General features: G+C 46.7%; 15 protein-coding genes and 1 riboswitch. Of the genes, 7 read left to right on the top strand and 8 right to left on the bottom strand.

The features are described from left to right. Positions 1 to 157: 157 nt before the first annotated feature. Positions 158 to 766, bottom strand: a complete 609-nt coding sequence (gene rsmD, locus ACIGBN_RS10030; protein ID WP_133002158.1) for a 16S rRNA (guanine(966)-N(2))-methyltransferase RsmD — start codon at positions 764 to 766, stop codon at positions 158 to 160. Beyond that, positions 766 to 2,070, bottom strand: coding sequence for an insulinase family protein (locus tag ACIGBN_RS10025; protein ID WP_396665202.1), 1,305 nt, complete (start codon positions 2,068 to 2,070; stop codon positions 766 to 768). The genes rsmD and ACIGBN_RS10025 overlap by 1 nt, the downstream gene beginning before the upstream one ends. 177 nt (positions 2,071 to 2,247) lie before the next feature. On the opposite strand from ACIGBN_RS10025, the gene ftsY reads away from it, so the two are divergent. The 4 genes from ftsY (at position 2,248) to rpoH (ending at position 6,275) form a co-directional block, all read left to right on the top strand. Then, complete coding sequence (gene ftsY, locus ACIGBN_RS10020) at positions 2,248 to 3,525, top strand: signal recognition particle-docking protein FtsY (RefSeq protein WP_396665200.1); 1,278 nt, start codon at positions 2,248 to 2,250, stop codon at positions 3,523 to 3,525. Between the two features lie 77 nt (positions 3,526 to 3,602). After that, positions 3,603 to 4,274: a cell division ATP-binding protein FtsE gene (gene ftsE, locus ACIGBN_RS10015; protein ID WP_133002156.1), complete on the top strand. Its 672-nt coding sequence runs from the start codon at positions 3,603 to 3,605 to the stop codon at positions 4,272 to 4,274. Beyond that, positions 4,274 to 5,281, top strand: coding sequence for a permease-like cell division protein FtsX (gene ftsX / locus ACIGBN_RS10010; protein WP_133002155.1), 1,008 nt, complete (start codon positions 4,274 to 4,276; stop codon positions 5,279 to 5,281). The genes ftsE and ftsX overlap by 1 nt, the downstream gene beginning before the upstream one ends. Before the next feature lie 127 nt (positions 5,282 to 5,408). Next, positions 5,409 to 6,275: an RNA polymerase sigma factor RpoH gene (rpoH, locus tag ACIGBN_RS10005; protein ID WP_133002154.1), complete on the top strand. Its 867-nt coding sequence runs from the start codon at positions 5,409 to 5,411 to the stop codon at positions 6,273 to 6,275. A gap of 80 nt (positions 6,276 to 6,355) precedes the next feature. Here the strand turns inward: rpoH and ACIGBN_RS10000 are convergent, their stop codons facing one another. The 6 genes from ACIGBN_RS10000 to metK form a co-directional block, all read right to left on the bottom strand. Then, positions 6,356 to 7,156 carry an energy transducer TonB gene (locus ACIGBN_RS10000; RefSeq protein ID WP_396665196.1) on the bottom strand — a complete coding sequence of 267 codons (801 nt, stop codon included), beginning with the start codon at positions 7,154 to 7,156 and terminating at the stop codon, positions 6,356 to 6,358. 65 nt (positions 7,157 to 7,221) lie between these two features. Then, positions 7,222 to 8,172 carry a glutathione synthase gene (gshB, locus tag ACIGBN_RS09995; protein ID WP_133002152.1) on the bottom strand — a complete coding sequence of 317 codons (951 nt, stop codon included), beginning with the start codon at positions 8,170 to 8,172 and terminating at the stop codon, positions 7,222 to 7,224. Positions 8,173 to 8,307: 135 nt separating this feature from the next. After that, positions 8,308 to 8,919 (bottom strand): OmpA family protein, encoded by a 612-nt coding sequence (locus ACIGBN_RS09990; RefSeq protein WP_396665194.1) that lies wholly within the window; start codon positions 8,917 to 8,919, stop codon positions 8,308 to 8,310. Beyond that, complete coding sequence (locus tag ACIGBN_RS09985) at positions 8,910 to 10,430, bottom strand: TolC family outer membrane protein (protein ID WP_396665192.1); 1,521 nt, start codon at positions 10,428 to 10,430, stop codon at positions 8,910 to 8,912. Before ACIGBN_RS09985 ends, ACIGBN_RS09990 begins: the two co-directional genes overlap by 10 nt. Positions 10,431 to 10,537: 107 nt before the next feature. Continuing rightward, entirely contained in the window at positions 10,538 to 11,269 is a 732-nt protein-coding gene (locus tag ACIGBN_RS09980; RefSeq protein WP_396665190.1) for a 16S rRNA (uracil(1498)-N(3))-methyltransferase, read from the bottom strand. A gap of 96 nt (positions 11,270 to 11,365) precedes the next feature. Then, on the bottom strand, positions 11,366 to 12,529 hold the full coding sequence (metK, locus tag ACIGBN_RS09975) for a methionine adenosyltransferase (protein ID WP_396665188.1): 1,164 nt from the start codon (positions 12,527 to 12,529) through the stop codon (positions 11,366 to 11,368). A 77-nt stretch (positions 12,530 to 12,606) separates the two neighbouring features. After that, positions 12,607 to 12,682: riboswitch (SAM riboswitch) on the bottom strand. A gap of 213 nt (positions 12,683 to 12,895) precedes the next feature. Here metK and tkt point away from each other — a divergent pair. From tkt to ACIGBN_RS09960, 3 genes are all read left to right on the top strand, one after another. Then, positions 12,896 to 14,896 (top strand): transketolase, encoded by a 2,001-nt coding sequence (tkt, locus tag ACIGBN_RS09970; protein WP_396665186.1) that lies wholly within the window; start codon positions 12,896 to 12,898, stop codon positions 14,894 to 14,896. A gap of 98 nt (positions 14,897 to 14,994) precedes the next feature. Then, positions 14,995 to 16,014, top strand: a complete 1,020-nt coding sequence (locus ACIGBN_RS09965; protein ID WP_133002146.1) for a type I glyceraldehyde-3-phosphate dehydrogenase — start codon at positions 14,995 to 14,997, stop codon at positions 16,012 to 16,014. Between the two features lie 50 nt (positions 16,015 to 16,064). Then, positions 16,065 to 17,228: a phosphoglycerate kinase gene (locus ACIGBN_RS09960; protein ID WP_133002145.1), complete on the top strand. Its 1,164-nt coding sequence runs from the start codon at positions 16,065 to 16,067 to the stop codon at positions 17,226 to 17,228. The last annotated feature ends 175 nt before the right edge of the window (positions 17,229 to 17,403 follow it).

The following is a 17,403-nucleotide window of genomic DNA, read 5'->3' as shown; positions in this document are numbered from 1 at the left end:
TGCTGAGATAGCAAGCGGACAGTGTGAATCTTGGAGCACAGTCTAGCGGTTGCGGAAGACCTCATCAAGAGAGGTGAGGAGAAATGCTTGCTTGTGCTAAACATGGGGGCAGATCATGGTTGTGCGAATGGATCAAACCCCCGTTGTTAAGGTCGATTTAGTGGTTTGCTTGATTCACTGCAAACAATCGATACACCAGTTGGCCAGCGGTTTTTTCTTTCTGTAAGGTCCAAGAGGCTGGCAAGCTAGGCAGAGAGGCTTCTTTTTCCATTTCGATGTAGACCAATGCCGTGTCTGCGAGCCAACCGTTCTCAAGCAGAGGCACGATTTGCGCTAACCAGTTTTTACGAAACGGCGGGTCTAAAAAGATAAGGTCGAGAGGTTGGGGTGTCGCAGTGGCCAAAAACTCAGCGGCATTTTGTTGTACTACCTGATAATTCTCTGCTTTTAATGTGGTGAGGTTGTCGTTCATTTGTTGCGCGACGACTTTTGAATTGTCGACAAAAATGGCGCTCTTCGCCCCACGTGATAAGGCTTCTAACCCCAGTGCGCCAGAGCCACAGAATAAATCGGCACAGCGTGCGCCTGGTATTTCGTAATTTATCCAATTAAACAGTGTTTCTCGGACTCTATCTGGTGTTGGTCTCAGCCCTTCAATATTAGGGATAGGCAGCTGTCTTGAACGCCATTCACCAGAAATGATGCGCAGTTTTGACGCTCTTTCTTTGGATTTTGTGGATGAGTGAACACTGATTTTCTTTTTCATTAGTAGACCTGAATCTCTTGATAAGACGGTGTGATGAGCAGCGATTCAAGGGCCGCTTTATAGTCGTCTTGGTTAAACGTATCGATGGCATCTTGGTAGTGGCTCGCAAATTGAGCCAAGGTTAGTGAGCTGTCTTCTTGGGTCGCACTGGTTGCAAGTAACGCCCACCAGCTTGGGTCTAATGTGCGTTGCGCAAGCTGACTTTTTAACTGATCTAGTAGCGCTTTAAAGCGTGCGTTATCCTGTAATGAGGGGATGCGAGCGAGCTCGATCATGCTACGAGCACTGACTTCGTTTGCCGCTGGTGTTTTCTGTTTTGACGCTAACAATGGTTCTGTATGTTGTGCTCGCCAATAGGCCCATGGATGCTTGGCTGAGAGCGTTAAATTAAGGCGTACATAACCAAATGTGCCTTGATTGCTCAAGCTATCAATCAGGTCTGCGCCCCAGATCTGTAAGCTAAGCCACTGTTTTACTGATGAGAGCGGCGTGAGCGCCAGCATGCTCTGAGTTTCTTTCGGTGGTGTGATTTGTGTTGCTTGTGGGGTGGGCGCTGGCTGCTGCCATGATATTGGCGAACCCTTTGGCGTATGGCTGGCGACGGAGAAATGTTTGCTTAGCGTATTTAGGCTTGCTTTGATGGCGTCTTGTGTTTGTTTGGTCATTTCACCAATGACAAAAATAGCGGAAGCTTGTTGGGTGAGTTGAGCGTAGTGGCTTTTGATTGCGGCGAGTGTAATCGCTGGCGAAGAGGTCGCCGCTGTGTTGGCAAACAATATGTTCTCTAGCGTTTGTTGGGTTGGCAATGTGTTATTGAATCGTCTATTCCAGTGATCAAAAGCCCGTGCTTTAAATGCGGGGGCGGATAACCATTGAGACATCAATGTCAGTGTCGGCATAAGGTAGGCCGGTTCACTGTTGAGTGTCAGCGCAATGGTTTGACTTTCATGGTCGTAATCGCTGCTCACTTTTGCCGCAAGGGGTGCTAGTCTCTGATTGATGGTCGATGTGCTCAGAGGCAGTGAATCTGCCATCAATAATGAAAGCGTGGCGTCCGTGAGAGGGGCGCTTTGTGATGTGTTTTTAAAGGTAAAGCGCAATTCTAATTTATTGGTGTTTTTCCATTTTTCCTGAGACAGCCAAATGACCGGTATGCCTGACTGGGTTTTCCAGGTTTCTACTTTAGGGGTTGGAAAACGCGGCGCTGGTGCGGTTAAATTTAATACCCAGATAACCAGGGTCGATAGCACCATGACGGCGGCCAAAGCAGGGCGGCTAAAAAGAGGTTTTTTACTGTTAAACATATCGAACCGTAAGAAAGACAGGCGCGATGTGTGGCTTTTCCACAAAACTAGACCTGTTTGCCAATAGGAATGATGATAAAATCACCGCTTTCAGTGCCAACCATAGTGGCTGCTGTATTGAATAATAGCATTTCACTGGTGTAAACAGCACCAGTCTAGACATAAGAGACCGACTTGATGGAATTTGTTAACCAGCTCATTGCTTTATTAACACCGTATCTTGGTGAGTATGCCCGATATGCGCCGATTGTCATTGGTACTGCGTTGGCCATTTTAGCGATTATTATTAAACGCCGCGTAGTAAAAGGATTGGGTGCAGATGTTAAGGCTGCAAAGAATAAGGGTATAGAAGAACAGAAAGCTGAAGAAGCAGTAGAAAACTCGCAGAAGTCTGATGCTGCGGAAAATGAAGCGCGCACTGAGCCGGTCGACGATACCGCCACGGAAACAATGACCAAGACTGTTTCTGAGGCAGAACCGGCTGAAACAGACGTTGTGGTTTCCGCCCCAGCAGAGCCCGTTGAAAAGCCCACTCTGTCTTGGTCGCAACGTATCAAATCAGGTTTGTCTCGTACTCGTAATGGTCTAGGAAGCGGATTATCTTCGATTATTTCGGGCGGTAAGAAAGTCGATGAAGACTTATTAGAAGAGTTAGAAACACAACTGTTGATGGCGGATGTTGGTTTTGATGCGACACAGTCACTCATGGATGAGTTGACCGGCAAACTGAAGCGTAAAGAGTTAAAAGACGCAGATGATTTGTTGGCCAGCTTGAAAGCACAGATGCAAAGCATCCTAGTGGGATCGCAGAAAGAGCTTGTGCCAGTCAATCAAGAAGGCCCTTTTGTTATCCTGATGGTTGGTGTGAACGGTGTGGGTAAAACCACGACCATTGGTAAGTTAGCGAAGAAGTATCAAGCAGAAGGCAAAAGTGTGATGCTGGCTGCAGGCGATACCTTCCGTGCGGCGGCCGTTGAGCAGTTACAAGTGTGGGGCGAGCGTAACAATGTCCCTGTGGTGGCTCAGCATACGGGAGCGGATTCTGCGTCGGTTATTTATGATGCCATTGAATCGGCAAAAGCCAAAGGCGTTGATATTGTTATTGCGGATACGGCAGGGCGTCTGCAAAACAAAACCAATTTAATGAACGAACTGTCAAAAGTGGTTCGTGTCATGCAGAAGCTTGATGTTAAAGCGCCTCACGAAGTGATGTTGGTGCTAGACGCAGGAACCGGGCAAAACGCATTAAGCCAAGCTAAGTTGTTCACGGAAACCGTGGGTGTGAGTGGTATTACACTGACCAAATTAGACGGTACCGCAAAAGGCGGGATTATTTTCGCCATTGCTAAGCAATTTGGTTTGCCGATTCGTTATATTGGCGTCGGTGAGCAGGCGGACGACTTACGTCCTTTTGTGGCGGAAGAATTTATTGACGCTCTGTTCGATAGTGAGTAAGAGTGGTTGCTTGTGGATAGAGAAAAGACTCAAACGACCCTCAGTGTTTGCTAATGACATAAGGATACCAAGACAGCGTGGAAATTGAATTTCAGCGAGTTGGAAAGAAGTACGACAGCGGTCAAGAAGCCCTATCGCAAGTGAGTTTTCATTTGCAGCAAGGTGAAATGGCGTTTCTAACCGGCCATTCTGGCGCTGGCAAAAGTACCTTAATGAAACTCATGATGATGATTGAGCGACAAACATCAGGGCAAATCCTAGTGGATGGGGTGGATCTGCGCACCTTAAGTCGTCGTGCTATCCCTCAGCACCGACGCCGCGTAGGTGTGGTTTTTCAGAACCATCAGCTGCTGTTTGATCGCAGCGTTTTTCATAATGTGGCCCTGCCTCTGCAAGTGAGTGGGGCGGATCATGAGCAAACGGCGAAACGCGTTCGGGCTGCGTTGGATAAAGTCGGATTATTGAGCAAAGAGAAATACAACCCAATGGCGCTGTCTGGCGGTGAGCAGCAGCGTGTGGGGATTGCTCGCGCTGTGGTCAATAAGCCTCAGTTGCTGTTAGCGGATGAGCCAACAGGAAACCTAGACCCACGTTTGTCTGCGGAAATTATGAACCTGTTTCAAGAATTCAATAATGTGGGCGTGACCGTACTGGTGGCGAGTCACGACTTGGCTTTGGTCGCGCGTATGCGTCACCGTGTGTTGACCTTGAATCAGGGTCGAATGGTAAACGATGGAGGTTTTGGCTAATGTCTCAAAAACCTTCTCGTCGTGGTGCCACACGACAGTCCGTTAAGGCGACGAAACATAATTGGCCAACACGGCCTTCTTTTGATGTTGGGCAATACCTTCGTCAGCACCAAGCTACGTTGGCCGAAAGCTTCATGCGATTGGTGAATTACCCTCTCGCGACCATTATGACGGTGATGGTTATTGCCATCGCCCTCTCATTGCCTGGCGGTTTGTATGTGCTGTTAAAAAACGTGCAATCTGTGACGGACAACTGGGAACAGCAATCTGTTATTACCCTGTATTTATTTCCTCAAGTAGACGATACCAAGGCGCTGGCGTTATCTCATCGACTGTCGGCTCGCGCTGATGTGGCTTCTGTTGAGTATGTTTCGAAGGAAGAAGGGCTACGTTACTTCGAGCGTTCCAGTGGCTATGAGCAGATTTTATCGTCGTTACCGGAGAATCCGTTACCGATCGTGTTGAAGGTAGTGCCAAGGGAAGTTGTTAATTTACAGTCGTTAGCAGAGCTCCAATCTCTACGTGATCAACTTTCGGGTCAAAATGAAGTGGAATATGCGGAGTTGGATGCACAATGGTTACAGCGCCTTGCCAATATACTGAGTTTTGGGCAGCGTTTTGTGTATGCATTATCGATTTTGCTGGTGGTGGCTGTGCTGCTTATCGTGGGAAATACTATTCGTATGGCGGTTGAAAGTCGTCGCGATGAAGTTCTAGTGATGAAGCTTGTTGGGGCAACGGATAGCTACATTCGTCGACCATTTCTCTATATGGGGTTTTGGTTTGGCGTGTTGGGCGGATTCTTTGCCACCCTTTGTATTCTCTTGCTTAGCTGGTGGGTTAGTGCGCCAGCAGAACGCTTGATTGAGCTGTATCACGGTGGCTTTCAGCTACAGACTTTTAATGCAGATGAGATTGTTTTATGTTTAACTATAAGCGCATTAATTGGTGTATTAGGTGCTTGGATTGCAGTTAATCGTCATATTGCGCATATAGAATTACAGTGACACAGATCGTGTTTTTTGTAGGTAACACAAACGACACGCTATATTCACATTTGTGCCACACACAACAGAAATTAACTTGCTACTATCGATTCATAGATAATATGAACTTATAAAGGTGGAAATAGAGATGGGTAAAGCTCTCCAGCCTACAGATATGATGATTCCAGGTCAGAACCTAGAATCTTACGTACAGGCCGTCAGCAGAATTCCAATTTTGTCAGCCGATGAAGAACGGGCGCTGGCGGAACGTCTTTATTATAAAGAAGACCTTGAAGCCGCTCGAACATTGGTAATGTCACACTTGAGATTCGTGGTGCATATCGCGAAAAGTTACTCAGGTTATGGCTTGGCGCAAGGCGATTTGATCCAAGAAGGTAATGTGGGTTTGATGAAAGCGGTAAAACGCTTTAATCCTGAAGTGGGTGTTCGCCTAGTTTCTTTTGCTGTGCATTGGATCAAAGCTGAAATTCATGAATTTATCCTTAAGAACTGGCGTATTGTGAAAGTGGCGACAACAAAAGCCCAGCGCAAAATGTTCTTTAATCTACGTAGTGCTAAAAAGACATTGTCTTGGTTTAGTAACTCAGAAGTAGAGTCTGTTGCCAGCGATTTAGGGGTGACTCCTGCGGTTGTGCGTCAGATGGAAGGTCGTTTGAGTGCCTCAGACATGGCGTTTGACGCTTCTGCAGATGACGATGATGACAGTGCTTTCCAAGCGCCTTCTCAATATTTGGAAGATCATTCTCATAACCCAGCGACCTTATTAGAAAATGGTAACTGGGAAGCCGACTCCAATAGCCGTCTTGAAGAAGCGATGTCTGATCTGGATGAGCGTAGCCGCAATATTTTGGTTCAACGCTGGTTGTCTGACAGCAAGTCAACATTGCATGAGTTAGCCGATGAATACGGCGTTTCAGCGGAACGTATTCGTCAATTAGAAAAAAATGCGATGAAGAAAATCCGTATTGCGATGGGAGACGGTCAGTTTAGCTGATTGACCTATTCGTAATAATCAAAAGCCCTCCTAGTGAGGGCTTTTTGCATTCTGAAGACCGTTTCTTTTGGTGGTATCGACTATTGGCTGTGTAATTCATTGCCGGGTAGGAATTGCCAAGTTCGAATGATTTCTAATTGATCGACTTCTTTTTTCAAGGCCTCAGGAAATACCTCAAAAGGGGCAGCAAGCCTGACGATTCTCATGGCGGCATCGTCTAATACTCGAATCCCTGATGAGTGCAGTACGTCAATATTCTCAACGTGCCCATTGGGAAGCAGCATCACGGCTAAGCGTAATTGACCATATAGATGGTTACGTTTCGCTTCGGCAGGGTAATGAATATTGCCAATTCGTTCTATACGGCGACGCCAATCATCAAGGTATTTTGCATCCACAGCGGCTTTAGCCGATACCGATGTAAGGCGGCGGATTCTGGGACGTTTGGCGTAGGCTTGACGCTGTCTGTCTAGTAACGCTTCGAGAGTAGAAATATCGACCGACAGATGGTCTGGAATTTGTGTTTCACCTTTGAAGCGCTCTTCTAAGGTTTTCTGCTGCTGGTCAGGGACTTTTCGTACCTTAAAAACCGCCTCAGAATGAGATGTTGCTAACAGTGGTTGATCGTTTTCAGGTTCGCTAGAGGCAATTTGCGGTTGTACCGGTGGTGTAATGTCTTGAATGTTATCCGATAAAAATCGTGCCGTTTCTGTGGTGGTTAATTTATGCTTGCGCAGTTCAGTACCACTGGCTTGTTGGTTGGCCTGAGCAATAAAATCGGCTTCTTTAGGGGCTTTGGAAGAGTGTTGAACTAGGGTGATTTCTAGCGTTTTTGGCCTTGGACTGGGCAGTGAAAAATCGAAGCCAACAAATATTGCCATTAGCACATGAGCACTAATGGCAATAAAGAGGGCAAAAGTAAATCTATCCGCCACTCGCATTGTGTTTAGGACGCTAAGCGGGCTTCTATCGCATCCATCAGCACTTTAGCGATGTTTAGATCAAACTGCGTGTCCAATTCACGTACACAAGTCGGGCTAGTGACGTTAATTTCAGTTAGGTAATCCCCGATCACATCTAGGCCTACGAACATAAGCCCTTTTTCTTTCAAGGATGGGATCACTTGATCGCAGATCCAACGGTCACGGTCAGTAAGAGGTCTGCCTTCACCACGGCCACCAGCGGCTAGATTACCGCGCGTTTCACCGGCAGCAGGGATGCGTGCCAATGCGAAAGGAATCGGCTCGCCATTGACCACTAGGATTCGTTTATCTCCCTGTTTAATTTCAGGAATAAACTTTTGTGCCATGATTTGCTCGGCGCCCATGTTGGTGAGTGTTTCTATGATAACACTGACGTTGGCGTCGTCTGCTTTAAGACGGAAGATGGAACTGCCGCCCATGCCGTCGAGTGGTTTAAAGATAACGTCACCATGTTCTTGATGAAACGCTTTCAATAAGTCGGCACGGCGTGTGACTAGTACTGGAGGACAGCATTCAGGGAACTGTGTCGCAAACAGTTTCTCGTTGCAGTCACGTAGGCTTTTTGGATCATTGACGACCATGGCGCCATCGCGTTCGGCTTGTTCTAGAATCATGGTGCTATAGACAAATTCACCATCAAACGGTGGATCTTTGCGCATCAAGATAACATTTAAGTCGCCTAAGGCTATTTTGCTTTCTTCGCCTAAATCGTAGAAGTGTTCTGGATTTTTATGGACCTGTAGAGAGCGTGCCATAGCGAAGGCTTTGCCGTTCTCTAGGAACAAGTCTTTTTGCTCCATATAGATGAGTTGCCAGCCTTTTTCAGCGGCGGCCCACAGCATAGCAAGAGAGGTGTCTTTCTTGTAGTTAATGGTCCCGATTGGATCCATTACAATACCAAGTTTAATTGTCATGTGTCGTTTCCTGCGGCGATGAGTAGAGTGAAAAAATGAACGTATCGCTTATCATCAGTTGTTAGGGGTTGATGCTATAGAAATATGGGGGCACTGAGAAGAGAAAAACACCCATTATCTGGCAAACATAAAGGATTATTTTATGTCTTGGTCGACGCTGTATATGGTCCATTTTTGTAGACTACGCTTTTGATTGGAATACACTTCTGCGACCACTCGTCGGTTTTTCATTTTGCCTTCATCTGTGCTGTTGCTAGCAATTGGCTTGCGGTTACCATACCCAACGGCGGTTACGCGGCGTGGCGCAATTCTAAACTTATCAATAAGAATCTCGCTAACGGCGTTCGCTCTGTCTTGTGATAGTTGCTGATTTATTTTGGCTTCGCCCGCGTTATCTGTATGCCCTTCAATGCGAACTTTGGTCTCTGGGTTGTCCATTAAGAAGTTTGCAAGCTGCTGGATTTTTCCATAGAAGCGAGGGCTGACCACAGATTTATTTGGCTTAAAAAGAATCTGCATATCCATGGAAAAAACAGACGAACTCTTTTCTGGGCAACCTTGTAATGTCACTAAAGCCCCAAGAGGCGTATTCGGACAGACATCACGAGAGTTGATGACTCCGTCATGGTCATCGTCTTTTATCGATTGAGGATTGAAATTTTTCCCATAAAGAGAAAAGTCGTCAGCAGCGTATAACGCTGAACTGACGACACTCAAGATAAAGAGGAGAAGGTGTTTTATTGCCAACCTCCACTTTGTTCATCGGAATCTAAGAACAGTTGCTCTTCGAGGCTCTTTTCGTTTTCTTTTTTGGCCGGAGCGGTAGGCTTAGGTCCTGTGTTTTTTAGTATCGACTCACTTGGCTGCACCGATGACTCGGCGGCCTTTAGCTCTTCGCTAGGGGACTGGTTTTTGAGTGCCGCTGGCTCAGAATCAAAATGATCTTCGAAGCCAAGTAATGGCGGACGATAAATTCTGAATGCTGTCATTAGGTCGCCTTTTGCATTGAATAGGCGGAATTCAGAGAACAGTTCGTCATAATCGGCATTAACGTAATCTTGGCGGGCTTCAAACAGCTCATTTTCACTGTCGAGCAGATCAAGCAGAGTGCGTCGACCTAGACGGAATTGTTTTTCATAGGCAACTTGAGACTCTTTGGTCGCCACAACATATTCTTTTATGTGTTCTTTTTGGCCTGTGGTTGCTTCATAAGCCGCCCACGCTAAGCGCACAGTTAACTCTGTGTCTCTAAGTGTTTGGCGACGAATCTCAGACGCTTGAGCAATCTGTTGCACGGCGACTTCTTTGTTGCGTTTGTAGTTGCCACCATTGTAGAGATTGTAGTTGAGGCGAATCATGGCTTGCAGGTCTTCATCTGGACCTTCAGAGCCGTCGATGTTTTTATTCCAGGTTCGCTCTACCACAAAGTTGACCGTTGGGTATTTGGACCCTTCAACCGATTTCTTGAAATGCTCTGTGGCTTTTATGTCCCATTTAGAGCCTTCAACTGATGGGTTCTTAGCAAGAGATTGCTCAATGGCATCGTTGAGATCTTTGGGCAGCAATGTTTTATCAGGAACCGGATAAATCATATCCTTTGGCGGCAATTCGCCGACTGTGTTCTTGTAGTTACTTTCCGCGTCTCTCAGGTTATTAACGGCCGCTAATCGATTGGAATACGCTTTTGCGAGACGGGCGGTAATTTGGCTTAAATCAGATTGTCTGCCAACGCCTGAGTCGCTTTTTAGTTTGATTTGGCTGTAAATACGATTGTGGGTTTCTAAATTGAGGTCCGCTAACGCAACCAGCTCACGATAGCGTAAGACATTGGCGTACACCTGAGCGACGCTTAGTGCGGTATTTTCAACGCTTACTAAGGCACTCCAACGATCCGACTCAGCTTCGCTGTTCAAACGTTTAACGTCATAAGTGGTGGCAAAACCATCAAACAAAGGTTGAGTTAGTGATAAAGACAGTTCGCGCCTTGTTAGCGTTACGTCTTCCGATATGCCTGAGTCTGCATAGGTTCGTTCTTTACCAGTACCTGCAGCAAGATCAATGCTTGGGTAAAAACCAGAGTGTCTTGAGATCTCTGTGTTTTGCACATCTTCTCGGTATTTTGCAATCGCCTGTCTAACCGTTGGGCTATTGTTGATGGCCGTATAGGTCGCTTCTTCTAGAGTGATAGCGTATAGATTGGCAGAAGAAAAAATGATTCCCAGATAAGTCGCATGTGATATAAAAGTTCTCAATAGCATGTCTTGTTTATCCCTTAATTCATCTCTTGCCGATGCTAGATCCATTTCAGCTATTAGTCTGTAGTTGTTATGTTACATTAACAGGAATCTCTTTTTAGATAAAACAGTTAAACGTCACCCCAGAGTAAATTTAATGCGGTCAGAGCAACAATAGGTGCGGTTTCTGTGCGTAGAACGCGAGGGCCAAGAGCAATCGCATTAAAGCCGTGCAGCTTCGCGCTTTCTACTTCTTGCTCTGTTAGTCCTCCTTCAGGGCCGATCAATAAAGCCACCTGATTATTACTCGGTTGTTCATACTGAGAAATGGGTTTTGCGCTGTGATGGTGAAGCGTCAGCTTTAACATATCGTTACAACCAGCTACCCAATCGAGTAAATTCATCGGAGTCTTAATCTTTGGTACTATGCCGCGACCAGATTGTTCCGCCGCACTGATGGCGACTTGTTGCCAATGTTGCAAACGTTTTTCCAGCCGACCATCCTGCAATTTTACTTCGCAGCGGGCGCTAAAAAGTGGCTGAATTTCGAACACACCCGATTCCACGGCTTTTTGGATTGCATAATCCATTCGCTCTCCACGAGAGAGGGTTTGGCCTATGGTGACTTTTAGTGGAGATTCGTTGTTGAGTGATTCGAAGGTAGATAGCTGGACACTGGCTGAGCGTTTCTCGACATCACATAGTTCGCCATAAAATTGGCCACCTTGGCCATTGAATAGGCGCATAGGGTTGCCATTTTTCAAACGAAGTACTTTGCAAACATGCTGGAATGCAGAATCAGGTAACTCGATCTTGGTGTTTTCAGCCAACGCTATATCAACAAAAATTCGTGGGATTCGCATGTTTTATTACGCTCCGTCAGTATAAAAAAGCCAACAAAAAATCGATAAAGAAAAAAGCCCTCTATAGAGAGGGCTTTATACTGGAAATACGGGAGATTATAAACCAGCGGCGTGACGTAACGCCTCTGCTTTGTCCGTTTTTTCCCAAGTGAAGTTGTCACCGGTACGACCAAAGTGACCATAAGCCGCGGTCGGCAAGTAGATAGGTCGTTTTAGGTCAAGCATTTTAACCAGACCAGCAGGACGCAATTCGAAGTGCTCGCGAACTAGCTGAGAAATCAGTGCGTCGCTTACCTTGCCAGTGCCAAATGTATTGATACTGATAGAGGTTGGCTCAGCAACACCAATGGCATAAGAAATTTGGATTTCACATCTGTCTGCTAACCCAGCCGCAACGATGTTTTTCGCAACATAACGACCCGCGTAGGCCGCAGAACGGTCAACTTTGGATGGATCTTTACCAGAGAAAGCACCACCACCGTGGCGTGCCATACCGCCGTATGTATCGACAATGATTTTACGTCCAGTTAGACCGCAATCACCGACCGGACCACCAATGATGAACTGACCGGTTGGGTTGATAAAGTACTTGGTGTCTTTCGATAACCATTCAGCCGGTAGTACTGGCTTGATGATCTCTTCCATTACCGCTTCACGAAGATCCGCTTGTTTAACGGACGCGCTGTGTTGGGTTGAAAGAACCACGGCGTCGATAGCGCAAGGCTTGCCATTTTCATCGTAGCGGAAAGTCACTTGGCTCTTCGCATCTGGGCGCAAAAAGTCTAGCGTGCCGTTTTTACGTACTTCTGCTTGGCGTTGAACCAAACGGTGCGCGTAGGTAATTGGAGCCGGCATAAGAACCTCGGTCTCATTGGTGGCAAAACCAAACATTAACCCTTGGTCGCCCGCACCTTGTTCTTTCTCACTGGCTTCGTCTACACCAACGGCGATGTCTGCAGATTGTTTACCAATGGCGTTCATGACAGCACAAGATTCCCAGTCGAATCCCATGTCTGAACTGTTGTAACCAATCTCACGGATCACTCCGCGCGCGATTTCTTCGATGTCTACCCAGGCGTCAGTACGGACTTCACCAGCCACAAGAACCATGCCTGTTTTGACTAGGGTTTCACACGCAACGCGTGCTTCAGGATCTTTTTCAAGGATGGCATCAAGGATGGCATCGGACACTTGGTCCGCGATTTTATCTGGGTGACCTTCAGAAACAGACTCTGAAGTGAATAAAGAATACTCTGACATGTTTAGGGCCTCTATCAAAAATGATGGATAAGCGCCAAACAGGCATAAAAAAACCCGCTTAGCATTGAACGCAACTAAACAGGTGATACTGATTCTGTTTAGCTGCTTTTATATAGCGTCCGCAAGCCGAAACAAATCGACGCTGTAAGTGCGATAAATGATCTACTACCTAGGCTAAAATTTCAAGTTAACCTCGCCATATTAATGAGTAAATGACGTTCTTTTTTGCTAGGATGGTTCAGAAGTCATGTTGTTTCGTTTTTCTTGCTTTATTTTGGTGCGTGAGCTACCGGTGAATTGCAAGATTAATTCACAGCATAAAACCTATTTTTTATTGTTCGTTGAGCTATCAGGAGTGGAATAACAATGCCGTCTCGTAAAGAACTTGCTAACGCCATACGTGCTCTGAGTATGGATGCTGTACAAAAAGCTAACTCAGGCCACCCAGGTGCCCCAATGGGTATGGCAGACATCGCGGAAGTGCTATGGAACGATTTTCTAAAGCATAACCCAACCAATTCGAAATGGGCTGATCGTGACCGCTTTGTCTTGTCCAATGGTCACGGCTCTATGCTGATTTATTCTTTGTTGCACCTTTCTGGCTACAACTTATCCATTGAAGACATCAAACAATTCCGCCAGTTGCATTCTAAAACACCGGGTCACCCTGAATACGGTTACACAGACGGTGTTGAAACAACCACAGGGCCACTTGGCGCTGGTATCAGTAATGCTGTCGGTATGGCCATTGCTGAGAAAACCTTAGCGGCTCAGTTTAACCGTGAAGGTCACACTATTGTTGACCACAATACTTATTGCTTCCTAGGCGACGGCTGCTTGATGGAAGGTATTTCCCATGAAGCCTGTTCACTGGCGGGTACCTTAGGCCTTGGTAAGTTGGTCGCGTTCTGGGATGACAACGGCATTTCCATTGATGGCCATGTAGAAGGTTGGTTTACTGACGATACGCCTAAGCGTTTTGAGTCTTACGGCTGGCATGTTATTGCTGGTGTTGATGGACACGATCCAGAAGCAATCAAAGCGTCAATCGAAGCGGCGAAAGCAGAAACGTCTAGACCCACATTGATTTGCTGTAAAACAATTATCGGCTTTGGTTCACCAAATAAATCCGGTAGCCACGACTGTCACGGTGCGCCATTAGGCGATGCAGAAATCGCTGCGGCTCGTGAGTTTCTTGGTTGGAAACACGCGCCATTTGAAGTACCTGCAGATGTGTACGCAGGTTGGGATGCCAAAGAAAAAGGCGCGGCAGCACAAACTCAATGGGAAGCGTCTTTTGAAGCGTATAAAGCGGCTTACCCAGAATTGGCGGCAGAATTTGATCGTCGTGTATTGAAAGGCGATTTGCCTGCGGATTTCGAAGAAAAAGCACAAGCCTTTATTCAAGAATGCCAAGACAAAGGCGAAAGCATCGCGAGTCGTAAAGCGTCTCAAAATGCCATTGGTACCTTTGGTGCTATTTTGCCTGAGCTACTAGGTGGTTCTGCCGATCTAGCGGGTTCTAACTTAACACTTTGGTCTGGTTCAAAAGGCATTCAAGACGATGCCTCTGGTAACTACATCTACTACGGTGTTCGTGAATTTGGTATGAGCGGCATCATGAATGGCGCGTCTTTACACGGTGGTTTTATTAACTACGGTGCGACTTTCATGATGTTCATGGAATACGCGCGCAACGCGGTACGTATGTCTGCTTTGATGGGCATTCAGAATGTCTTCGTTTACACCCATGACTCTATTGGTCAAGGTGAAGATGGTCCTACGCACCAGCCAGTTGAACAACTTGCTAACTTACGTATGACACCAAATATGTCTGTTTGGCGTCCATGTGATGCTGCAGAAACAGCGGTTTCTTGGAAAGCCGCGATTGAGCGTCGTGATGGACCAACATCATTGATTTTCTCTCGCCAAGGTTTGCCTGCTCAAGCGCGTACGGCTGAACAGCTAGCCAATGTCGCGAAGGGCGGTTACGTTCTACAAGATTGTGCTGGCACACCAGATTTGATCTTGATTGCGACGGGTTCTGAAGTTGCTCTGGCGATGTCTTCTGCAGAAGCATTGACGGCAAAAGGTACGAAAGTACGTGTTGTGTCCATGCCTTCTACGACCGTTTTCGACGCTCAAGATGCAGACTACAAAGCGTCCGTATTACCAAGCAATGTGACTAAGCGTGTTGCGATCGAAGCGGCGCATGTGGACTTCTGGTATAAATATGTAGGCTTTGACGGTGCAACTGTTGGCATGACAACCTTCGGCGAATCTGCTCCTGGTGGCGATTTGTTGAAACACTTCGGCTTCACAGTCGATAACGTCGTAGCCACGGCAGAAAAACTGTTGTCCGCTTAATATACATCGAGCAAAAGAGGTGTGCTGATCAGTGCGCCTCTTTTTTCTTCTTTTTGTGAAGGGCTGTGAAAAGCCTTTTGTTGTGATGAAGTAGGGCTATGTTACGAGTCGCTATCAATGGTTATGGTCGAATAGGGCGCTCCGTACTACGCGCTTTATACGAAAACGGCTACCGCGATCACCTTCAGGTGGTGGCGATCAATGAGTTGTCTGATATCGAGACAATGAGTTACCTTACGCGCTATGACACGACGCATGGCCGCTTTCCTAAACCGGTTAATACTAAGCAAAATTCGCTCATCATTGGCGACGACGAAATTCGTTGTTTTCATTGTGAAACGCCGGATTTATTGGATTGGAAAGCGCTAAATGTGGACATGGTGCTGGAATGTTCAGGGAGCTTTTCTGAGCGTGAAGGCGCGCAAAGCTATCTAGATGCGGGGGTTCCTCGCTTGTTACTTTCCCAGCCTGCTGCAGCCGATGTGGACGCAACGATCGTCTTTGGTTTTAACCAGGATCAAATTACCGCCGAACAGTCGATTGTCTCTGCGGCGTCTTGCACTACCAATTGTCTGATTCCCGTATTAGACACGATCAAAGCGTTTGCAGGGATTGAGCATGGTGTCGCACAAACAATTCATTCGGCGATGAACGACCAACCCGTTATTGATGGCTATAACCCTAAAGACTTACGTTTAACGCGCTCTGCACTGAGTTCTATCATTCCGGTTAATACTGGTTTGTCTCGGGGGATTACTCGATTAATGCCCGAATTAGACGGGAAAATAGGCTGCAACGCGGTGCGTGTACCTACGTTAAATGTTTCTGCAATTGATTTGGTTTTGCGTACAGAAAATGCAGTGACCAAGGAAGAAATCAATCAGCGATTACAGCAGGCCGCAACCTTGAAGTATGCTGGTTTGCTTGGTTTTACCAATGAGCCTCACGCGTCTGTGGATTTCAATCATGACCCACGCTCAGTGATTGTTGATGGCACCCAAACCCATGTCATTGATGGGCGTATGGTAAAGCTATTATGCTGGTTTGATAATGAATGGGGCTATGCCAATCGTATGTTGGATGTGGCCAAGCATTGGGCTGATGTCATCATCAGGTAATGTTTCTAGAGTTCGATATTTATAGCTGTTAAATGACGAGGAAATCGTGCATGACCGTAATTAAAATGAAAGACGTTGATTTAGCCGACAAGCGTGTGCTTATTCGCGAAGATCTAAATGTGCCGGTAAAAAACGGCAAGGTAACAAGTGATGCACGCATTCGTGCCGCGTTGCCGACGTTAAAATTGGCGTTAGCCGCTGGCGCAAAAGTTATGGTGATGTCTCACCTAGGCCGCCCAACGGAAGGCGAGTATGAAGAAGAATATTCATTGTTGCCTGTCGCTCAGCACTTGTCTTCTTTATTGGGGCAAGAAGTGCCTCTTGTAAAAGATTGGCTAGAGGGTGTAGACGTTGCAGCAGGGCAATTGGTATTGCTAGAAAATGTACGTTTTAACGCCGGTGAGAAAAAAGACGACGAGGGCCTGGCTAAGAAAATGGCGGCCTTGTGTGATGTCTTTGTAATGGATGCCTTTGGTACCGCTCACCGTGCACAAGCCTCGACCCATGGCGTTGCCAAATTTGCTCCGATTGCCTGCGCAGGCCCATTGCTTGCGACAGAGTTGGATGCCTTGGAAAAAGCCTTGGCGAATCCTGCGCGCCCAATGGCGGCGATTGTGGGTGGCTCTAAAGTGTCTACCAAATTAACCGTGCTTGAATCTTTGTCCGATAAAGTGGATCAGCTGATTGTCGGTGGTGGTATCGCGAACACTTTTCTTGCCGCAGCGGGTTTCCCAATCGGCAAATCTTTGTATGAAGAAGATCTCATTCCACAGGCTAAAGCCTTGATGGCAAAAACCAGCATTCCTCTGCCTGAAGATGTTGTTGTGGCAACGGCGTTTGCGCCGGATGCAGAAGCCATCATTAAAGACGCCAAAGATGTTGGCCCTGATGACATGATTTTAGACATTGGACCAAAAGCCGCTGCGGCGTTTGCTGCCTTGTTGGAAAATTCAAAAACCATCATCTGGAACGGTCCTGTTGGCGTATTTGAATTTGACCAGTTTGGTAGTGGTACCAAGGCGTTAGCCATGGCGATCGCGAAGAGTGATGGTTTCTCTATTGCTGGTGGTGGCGACACATTGGCTGCCGTTGATAAGTACGATATTACTGACCATGTTTCGTATATTTCGACAGGTGGCGGTGCTTTCCTTGAATTTGTTGAAGGAAAAGTGCTTCCAGCGGTTGCGATGTTAGAGCGTCGCGCGCAAAATTAGTATCAAAGAACGACGAAAATCGTTCGTTATAATAAAGGCGTAAAGCCAATCACGTTGACCGGATCGTTTTGATGATGAGTCGACGGATAATAAAACTAGAGAGTGACTAACTCGGCACGTGTGTCGAGGATGACAATGACGATAAGGCGTAAGCCACATAACGCTAGTGATAGTG

Origin of the sequence: Marinomonas sp. NPDC078689, from assembly GCF_044542435.1 — a bacterium.
Taxonomy (GTDB): domain Bacteria; phylum Pseudomonadota; class Gammaproteobacteria; order Pseudomonadales; family Marinomonadaceae; genus Marinomonas; species Marinomonas arenicola.
Note: the sequence above shows the minus strand (reverse complement) of the source record. Positions and strands in the feature narration are given on the sequence as shown.